Raw genomic sequence first — 7,765 nt, 5'->3', positions numbered from 1 at the left:
TAACAGATAAAAATATCCTTGTCAATACGTCAAAATCAAATTTCTATAATATCTGCCTTTATTTTATCTCCGATTTCTACAATTGCAAAGGTCCTCTTATGCCTTCCTCTCGGCATTGAGGGACTTCCGGGATTTAGAAAAATCATGCCATCCTTCTTTTCAATAGATGGTATATGAGTATGACCATATAGTATCAAATCTGCATTTTCTTCTTTTCCTGCATAATATAAATTTAGAATACCCATTTTTACATTATATTTATGCCCATGGGTTAGAAATATTCTCTTATCTCCAATATTCAATATAGTCTCCTCATTTTTCTTCTCCGTATAAAAATCACAATTCCCTCTTATTTTTATAGTATTAATATTTAATCTCTTTTCAATTTCAATTCCATCTTCGATATAATCTCCTAAATGAATAATCATATCAGGTTTTTCTAAGTATTCGACCTTTTTAATAAATTCATTTATTCTTCCATGGGTATCACTCACTACAAATATTCTCACTGCTTATCACCTTCACATATGTTTCCTAATTTTCGTTTATATTTCATTCAAAAAAATTTTTAGCTCTTCTTTTAATTTTTTCAAAGCTCTACTCCTGTGGCTTATTTTATTTTTAATTTCTTCTCCTAATTCTGCGAAAGTCCTATCATATCCGTCTACTATAAACAGAGGATCATATCCAAATCCTTCTGTACCTCTTTCTTCAAATCCTATTTTCCCCCTGCATTCTCCTGTTACAGTTTTCGTTCTTTTTCCGTCTGTTATTGCTATAACTGTCTTAAATACTGCATTTCTTTCTTTTAGTGGTACCCCCTTAAGATTGTTAAGAAGTTTTTTATTATTTTTTCTGTATGTAGAGCCTTCTCCCGAATATCTTGCAGAATATAAGCCCGGTTCTCCATTTAATTTATCTACAAAAAGTCCCGTATCGTCAGCAATAACTATTCCTCCGGCTATTTGTTGAATTTCTGTTGCCTTTTTGATGGCATTTTCTTCCAAAGTAGTACCATTTTCCTCTATACTAAATTCTTTTAATCCTATTTCATCTTTAGATAAAATTTCAATGTTGAATCCATCAAGAATATCCTTTATTTCTTCTACCTTATGAATATTTCCTGTAGAAAGGATCAACTTTCTTCTCTCCATTTTATTCACCTTCTGATTGCGGAATTTGTCCTATTAATTTGCCTATATCTCCTAAAGATCTTTTTTGAATTCTTATGAGTTCTTCGTTCCCTTTTTTGGCTAAATTCAACATTTCATTTAATTCTCCATAAGTAAATGTTCCCTTTTCTCCTGTTCCTTGTATTTCTATAAACTCTCCCCTATCATTCATAGCAATATTCATATCAACTCTTGCTTTATAATCTTCTATATAGCACAAATCCAATATTGGTACTCCACCAAAAATTCCTACACTTATTGCTGATACATAATGAGTTATAGGGATATAAGGCAATTCCCCCTGAACATAAAGTTTATTCATAGCCTCTACTAAGGCTACATATGCTCCCGTAATTGATGCAGTTCTTGTACCCCCATCAGCCTGTATTACATCACAATCTATCCAAATAGTTCTTTCTCCAATCTTATCTAACTTAACCGAATTCCTCAAAGCTCTTCCGATAAACCTTTGAATTTCTTGAGATCTGCCTTCGATTTTCCCCCGAGAAGAATCTCTGACTTTCCTATTCATAGTTGAACCGGGCAACATAGAATATTCTGCTGTAATCCATCCTGTATTTGTCCCTTTTAAAAAAGTTGGTACCTTGTCATCTATCATAGCTGTACAAATTACCTTTGTTTCCCCGATCTCTATGAGTGCTGAGCCTTGGGGATGTTTCAAATAATTTCTTGTAATATTAACTTCTCTTAATTCATCATATTTTCTTCTATCTATCCTTTGCATAAAAACATCTCCCAACTATATTATTACATTCTAATAATAACAGAATTAATACTATTTTTCCATAACAATTGTAATGGTATAAGTATCTATTAAAAAAAAATATAAGCTGCTACAAGAACAGCTTATATATGTTTTGTATGTTTTTGTATGTTTGCTTTCCCTTGTAAAATAGCCATCTTAAATTTTCTCATTTTGATATATTTGATTACTCTTTGCTAAAATTGGCACGAATGGCACGAAAAGTGGCACGTGAAAAACAGGCTTGCTTCTTGTAATTATATATAAAGGACCTAAATTAATAGGTCCTTTTCTCCATAGATATTCCACTAATTAATTTTCATAGTACTTTAAAATTTATATATTCAAACCTCTAAGCAACAAGTCTTTCTGAAATTTATTTAAAATAGACATTTCTATGTTTTCTTTATAATTTCTTAAAGATGAACACGACAATTGTCTTACCGAATTTACTCTGCTTATCTTAGTAAATTTAAATGAATTTCTGTCAAATTTAGTTCCATTAAAGAATGCCGAAATAAATCTTTCTTCATTGTTTCCCGTTTTTAATAAATTATCAAAAACAACCATACCGTTGATATGATTATCAGTAAGCTCTTTTTCTATCTTTTCTAATTCTTTAAATATATTTTCATACGTCAATGATATTATAAGAGCTGAAAAGGCGCCACTTCTAATATATTCAATTTTATATTTTGACATTCCATTCAACTCCTTATAATGGTTTATTTATATAAACCATAAAATTCATTTATTAATTCTAAACCTACTTTTATTATGTTATGGGCTTCTGTACAATCTTTTATAATTTTTGTAGTGTCTAAATTAGTTTCTAAATCATCCCAATGAAACAGCCTATGCCTTTCTTGGCAATAATAATTATATAATTTATTAAAATGGGAAATCTTTTCTTTATTCCCTATTTTCTTTTTATAACACTCTTTTAATTTAAATACATTATTATCACTTTTTTCAAATAAATTATGTGGCTCAATACTTTTCGCAATTCTATCTCTAATATCTTTTATATAAGCCTCTGTAACTCTTAATACTGGGAAAGCTAAGCAAGCATAATCGTACATCTGTCCTCCTACGCTTAAATTAAAAATCGACTGGCTTAAAACTGTCTTTCTCTTTTCTTCAATTAAATCTTTATTGGCATTAGGCAGATACAAAATAAATTGGTTGTCTATTTGTTCTTGCTCTATAGATAAATTATAATATTTATTTAGTACAGGTATTAACTTAAGGCTATCAACTAACGTACCCAAATAATTTATAAATATTGAATATACATTATTTTTATGTCCTTGTATCATTAAATTATTCTTATTATTAAAAAAAGTTACTGTAATTTTATCTTTGCCAAAAGTTAAAATAAAGATACATTTATCTACGCTTTCTTTTATATCATAATTTATACAATATTCTTCCTTCATAGTTTCCACTATTACCTTTATCTCATCAACATCTTTTACTCCTTTAATAACTATATAATCTTCTCCTTCTTTTTTTACTTGCTTTATGTTTGTTTCTTGAAGCAAAGCTTTTTTAGCAAGCTTGTCCACTCTGTCATTATATTTATCGTTTGAATGTGACTTTATTTTTTCAAATATTAACTTTAATCCTTTAGAATTAATATTCATAAACTTAACATACTCTTTAGCTACATATGTTTTTGCTTTCCATTCTCTTGTAAACCACTTCTCAATTCCTTCATAATCATATCTAATAATGACACTTTTAAATAAATTTTTATTTACATAACCAATTAAGTGCATGACTCCCTTAACTTCTCCAGCCACATTTCTACTTGCCACCGCCTTTTTATCATCTCCAACACCATATGTTTCATATATTCCCCCACTTGGCATTATTGCTACAATTCCATATGAATACTTTCCTATTTCTGTGCTAAAACTTCCATCTATATAAGCAATTAGAATGTTCTTCCTTTTGGCCTCATCCAAAACCGTTTTCTTCTCATCAGTATTATTTAAATAATTTTCAGCCTTTTCTCTTTCGGTAAAACTTTTATATTCTGCATTTGGATAGCCATTAACACTATTTTTACATTCCTCCCAAGTTTCAAAAATTCCAGTAGTTTTTCCAACTTTAACCGCATAATATTTTTTAGGCATAACATCAACCACCTTTATTCATAATTAGAGTATAAAGTTTTATAGTAATAAAATCAATAGATAAATATTATAAAATTCTAGTTATAATTGCTTTAGGTCCTCTCTTTGTTTCTACTAAATAAAATTCAACATTTTTATCTATTTTGATTTTACTTTTAAGCCCATTTTTTATATCATTAACATGGAAAAAATAACTCTTACAGCTATTATTAATAAAACCATAGCCTTTACTACTAAACCATTTTTTAATTTCTCCCTTTTGAAATTTATCATATTTATTGCTTACAATCTTATTTAAATGTTTTAATGTATCTACGCAATCCTCTTTATAATTAGTTTCACTTATAATCTTATCAATTTCCTCTAATAGATTTTGCGCTTCCACATAACCCAACTTAAAATTACGTTTTTTTAAACTTATTGAATCTAACAACATTTTCTTAGCAGAATATAATAAACCATGTTTATAATACACTAACCCCATTAAATACAAATTTTTATGATTATTCTTTCCTTTGTTTAATGCTTCTTTCGAATAAATATATGCATTATCTAAATCATTCATTTGTAAATAAACATATGATAAGTCTCTGTATATATAATCTTTTTCTCTCGTTTTTAATATTTCATTATACAAATTTATTGCTTCACTATAATTACCTAATTTAATCATAGTCTTGGCTTTTAGCTCGTGTACATAATACTTACTTGGTAGTTCTCGAATTATCTTAATAACTTTACTATAATCCCTATTATAATAATAAGCTTTGCCTAAATTATATAATATATAATTATTCTTCTTATCTATTTTATACACTTTCTCTAAAGTTTTAATTGATTCATTGATCTTCCCTAAAACTATTAAAATTTTGCCCTTTAAAAACAACACTTTTATATATGTACTCTGATTTCTCTTTTTTTGTTCCACATTGTATTTATCATATATACATTCACAAATATCTAAATACTCGATTGCCTCTTGTTGTTTAGTAAAGCTATTATTATAATCATTCTTTATTTCCTGAGTAATTGCATAACTTAATCTGTAATATGCAATTAAATAATCTCGATGGTATTTTATAGATTCTTTAAAACAAAATATTGCATTAAGCCAATCTTTCATACAATAATACTGATATCCCAACATATAATGCCATTTAGCCTTTTTGGGTTCTTTAGCTATAATTTTTTTATATGTACATATTGATTCTTTATATAGCCCTAATCTTGATTGGCACCAACCTATCTTATCAAGAATAGAAATATCTGTATGCCCATTATTATAAAGTGTCTCATATTTTTTCAGTGCATCATTCCACATTTTTTTGTCTTCACATTCTTTAGCTTTATTAAGAATATTGTCCATACTTTCTCCCCCAAAAAAATAACAGCATTCCTTCCACCCCAATTATTCTATTTGTACAATAAATTCTATATTGTTTAATATAATCCTTCTTTTTGATGAATTTTTATAAATATTTGTATAATTTTCTCCAAAAAAATAAAAAAAGGCCGAGAAATTAATCCCGACCGTAAAAATAAACTATACCTGATCTTCTTTTTCCTTTCTCTGCAGCTCACTCGAAAAATTGACTTTCATATATTCGCCATCATACCCTAATAAATCTTTATCCTTGCTCAAATATTTTTTAAGGTATTGGACAGAATCTTCAATTATATTATCCAATTCCTTTTTTCCAATAAGCAAAGTTAGTATCTTAGGCAGTATTTTATATATATTTTCTACTACCATTGCATATTTAAGTTCACCCGTACCACTTCCAAGAGTTTTCTCTGCTTGTACTACTAAAGACAATATTACCTGCTTTACAAATTCCTTCTTACCTCTCTTATACAAATATAAAAGCCCTACTATAACGATTATGATTGTTATAATAGAGCTTAGATTTGCCTTTATAAATTCTAACATGTTATTCTTCCCCCTTATAATTTATTGTTACAGTTTCATCTTGCCATCCTATCTGATATCCTAACTTTTCTAAAAATCTTATAGGAATATAGTTTATTCCATCCTGATGTATACCGTCTGTCTCTAACTGTTTCCCATGAAGACTTATTTTGATTTTGCTTAGTTCTTTTTTGTCATCCACTTTTATATCTGCTCCTTTCATTTCTTTTTGGATCATATTCAAAAATCTGTTCCATCCCATATCTAACGTTCTATGCGGACAATATTTCCCACTGAAATCCTGATGTTTTTTAACTTTGCCGATTCCCCAGCCATATTGTTTTAGCAATTGAGCAATAATTTCCGCTGCGTTCTTTTCTGCTTTATTGAATTTAGGACCACCACTTTTTGAATAACAGATTTCTATAGAAATATAATTCCTATTACCATTTCCAGAACTGCCATCTCCAGCATGCCACGTATTTCTATCAAAAGGAATGGCTTGGATTGCTTCAATATCATCTACAGCAATGTGATATGACACCTGGTTGTTATTCCCCTTCATGTAGGATACCTCGTTCTTGGCTGATGCATCATTGGCCGTATTGTGTACACATATTCCCTTAGGTTTCATTACATATGGGCACTTTACATTATATTTTGATTTAGACACAAGTTCTTTATTTATATTCATTCCTTACCTCCTTCCTCAACATCCTCTCTCAATTCATCTATTCTATGATGAGCTGATTTCACGGATTGCTCAACAACAACCATCCTGTCTTGTAGCTGGTTATGTTTTTCTACCTTCTTTTCGAGCTGTTCTAATCGATACGTAATAAGCGCTGTAGTACGACGTTGTGAAAAATAGCTACCGCATAGTGTACCGGCAAGGCTTATAATTGCCACAATAACTGTTTCTGGCATAGTCCATCTCCTTTCTGTCCACCTCCAAAGTAAATAAAAAGAACCTACGTAAGTAAGTTCTAATTGTTAATCATTTCTATTTTCTAATTAGATTTTCTCAAAGACTTTATATTGTAATCTATTGCTTCATTTAAAACTTTGATAAGCTCTTTATGCGAATCTTCATAAGAAAACTTGTTGTCCATTATATAAGCAAAAAGTTCTAGATTTTTAGGGAAAATCCCACCTAATTTTAATTTGTTAGAATTTATTATTTTATTAACCTCATTGCCATAATTATTTAGCTTATCTTTAATATGGAGATCACCTAAAAATTGTTTATCCTTTTCGTTATAACCATTTAAAAACGGAATTATAGATATTATCTTTCCTGTCCAAATAGACACTTCAATTTCATATTCACATATTAAACCATCCAATTTTTGTTTGTCTTCGCTAGTAGCAGCTTTAATAATTTTTATTATGATCCTATTCACAGTCTTTATAGCATCTTTTGTATCTTTTAACTCTTCCAAGGCTATGTTTTTATACATCAATTCATTTTCCAACTCTCTATTGAGTTCATATTGTTTTTTATTACTAAATATTGCTATACATACGGCCCCAATTATACCTATTATAGAACCAACAAATTGTAACCAATCTCCAGGGCTTATTTTTCTAAAAAAACCGTAAACCATATTATCCCTCCCTGCTATATTTTACCACAGCAGGAGTAAGAAGGACAATAAAAAAGCCCTTCTGTAGGGTTATACTTCTTCATTTTCCTCTTCTATTTTCTGTCTTATCAGTTCGAGCATTCCATCTTCATCTATTAAAAAAGGAATTTCTTCCTTCTTAAATCTAAACATCC

10 protein-coding genes are annotated in these 7,765 nt (G+C 29.1%); all 10 read right to left on the bottom strand.

The features are described from left to right. Positions 1-35: 35 nt before the first annotated feature. Positions 36-509 (bottom strand): metallophosphoesterase, encoded by a 474-nt coding sequence (locus PP176A_RS07150; protein WP_071139786.1) that lies wholly within the window; start codon positions 507-509, stop codon positions 36-38. Positions 510-545: 36 nt separating this feature from the next. Next, entirely contained in the window at positions 546-1,154 is a 609-nt protein-coding gene (gene rdgB / locus PP176A_RS07145) for an RdgB/HAM1 family non-canonical purine NTP pyrophosphatase (RefSeq protein ID WP_071139785.1), read from the bottom strand. 1 nt (position 1,155) lies between these two features. Further along, complete coding sequence (rph, locus tag PP176A_RS07140; protein ID WP_071139784.1) at positions 1,156-1,917, bottom strand: ribonuclease PH; 762 nt, start codon at positions 1,915-1,917, stop codon at positions 1,156-1,158. Between the two features lie 354 nt (positions 1,918-2,271). Next, positions 2,272-2,637: a type II toxin-antitoxin system RnlB family antitoxin gene (locus tag PP176A_RS07135; RefSeq protein WP_071139783.1), complete on the bottom strand. Its 366-nt coding sequence runs from the start codon at positions 2,635-2,637 to the stop codon at positions 2,272-2,274. A gap of 23 nt (positions 2,638-2,660) precedes the next feature. Further along, a complete protein-coding gene (locus tag PP176A_RS07130) occupies positions 2,661-4,076 on the bottom strand; it encodes a ribonuclease H1 domain-containing protein (RefSeq protein ID WP_071139782.1) in 1,416 nt (471 codons plus the stop codon). Positions 4,077-4,143: 67 nt separating this feature from the next. After that, on the bottom strand, positions 4,144-5,442 hold the full coding sequence (locus PP176A_RS07125) for a CDC27 family protein (RefSeq protein WP_071139781.1): 1,299 nt from the start codon (positions 5,440-5,442) through the stop codon (positions 4,144-4,146). A 177-nt stretch (positions 5,443-5,619) separates the two neighbouring features. Further along, complete coding sequence (locus tag PP176A_RS07120) at positions 5,620-6,006, bottom strand: hypothetical protein (RefSeq protein WP_071139780.1); 387 nt, start codon at positions 6,004-6,006, stop codon at positions 5,620-5,622. A gap of 1 nt (position 6,007) precedes the next feature. Further along, a complete protein-coding gene (locus tag PP176A_RS16660) occupies positions 6,008-6,679 on the bottom strand; it encodes a peptidoglycan recognition protein family protein (protein WP_071139779.1) in 672 nt (223 codons plus the stop codon). Continuing rightward, positions 6,676-6,912: a hypothetical protein gene (locus PP176A_RS07110; protein WP_071139778.1), complete on the bottom strand. Its 237-nt coding sequence runs from the start codon at positions 6,910-6,912 to the stop codon at positions 6,676-6,678. Before PP176A_RS07110 ends, PP176A_RS16660 begins: the two co-directional genes overlap by 4 nt. A gap of 83 nt (positions 6,913-6,995) precedes the next feature. Further along, positions 6,996-7,592: a hypothetical protein gene (locus tag PP176A_RS07105; protein ID WP_071139777.1), complete on the bottom strand. Its 597-nt coding sequence runs from the start codon at positions 7,590-7,592 to the stop codon at positions 6,996-6,998. Positions 7,593-7,765: the final 173 nt, after the last annotated feature.

It is taken from the genome of Sporanaerobacter sp. PP17-6a, from assembly GCF_900095615.1.
In the GTDB taxonomy this organism is placed as follows: domain Bacteria; phylum Bacillota; class Clostridia; order Tissierellales; family Acidilutibacteraceae; genus Acidilutibacter; species Acidilutibacter cellobiosedens.
The sequence above is the reverse complement of the archived record's forward strand: the minus strand, read 5'-3'. Positions and strand labels throughout refer to the sequence as shown.

Coding starts and splice junctions, on each gene's coding strand:
- PP176A_RS07130 (WP_071139782.1), bottom strand. CDS start 4,076: ATGCCTAAAAAATATTATGCGGTTAAAGTTGGAAAAACTACTGGAATT.
- PP176A_RS07110 (WP_071139778.1), bottom strand. CDS start 6,912: ATGCCAGAAACAGTTATTGTGGCAATTATAAGCCTTGCCGGTACACTA.
- rph (WP_071139784.1), bottom strand. CDS start 1,917: ATGCAAAGGATAGATAGAAGAAAATATGATGAATTAAGAGAAGTTAAT.
- PP176A_RS07135 (WP_071139783.1), bottom strand. CDS start 2,637: ATGTCAAAATATAAAATTGAATATATTAGAAGTGGCGCCTTTTCAGCT.
- PP176A_RS07120 (WP_071139780.1), bottom strand. CDS start 6,006: ATGTTAGAATTTATAAAGGCAAATCTAAGCTCTATTATAACAATCATA.
- PP176A_RS16660 (WP_071139779.1), bottom strand. CDS start 6,679: ATGAATATAAATAAAGAACTTGTGTCTAAATCAAAATATAATGTAAAG.
- rdgB (WP_071139785.1), bottom strand. CDS start 1,154: ATGGAGAGAAGAAAGTTGATCCTTTCTACAGGAAATATTCATAAGGTA.
- PP176A_RS07105 (WP_071139777.1), bottom strand. CDS start 7,592: ATGGTTTACGGTTTTTTTAGAAAAATAAGCCCTGGAGATTGGTTACAA.
- PP176A_RS07125 (WP_071139781.1), bottom strand. CDS start 5,442: ATGGACAATATTCTTAATAAAGCTAAAGAATGTGAAGACAAAAAAATG.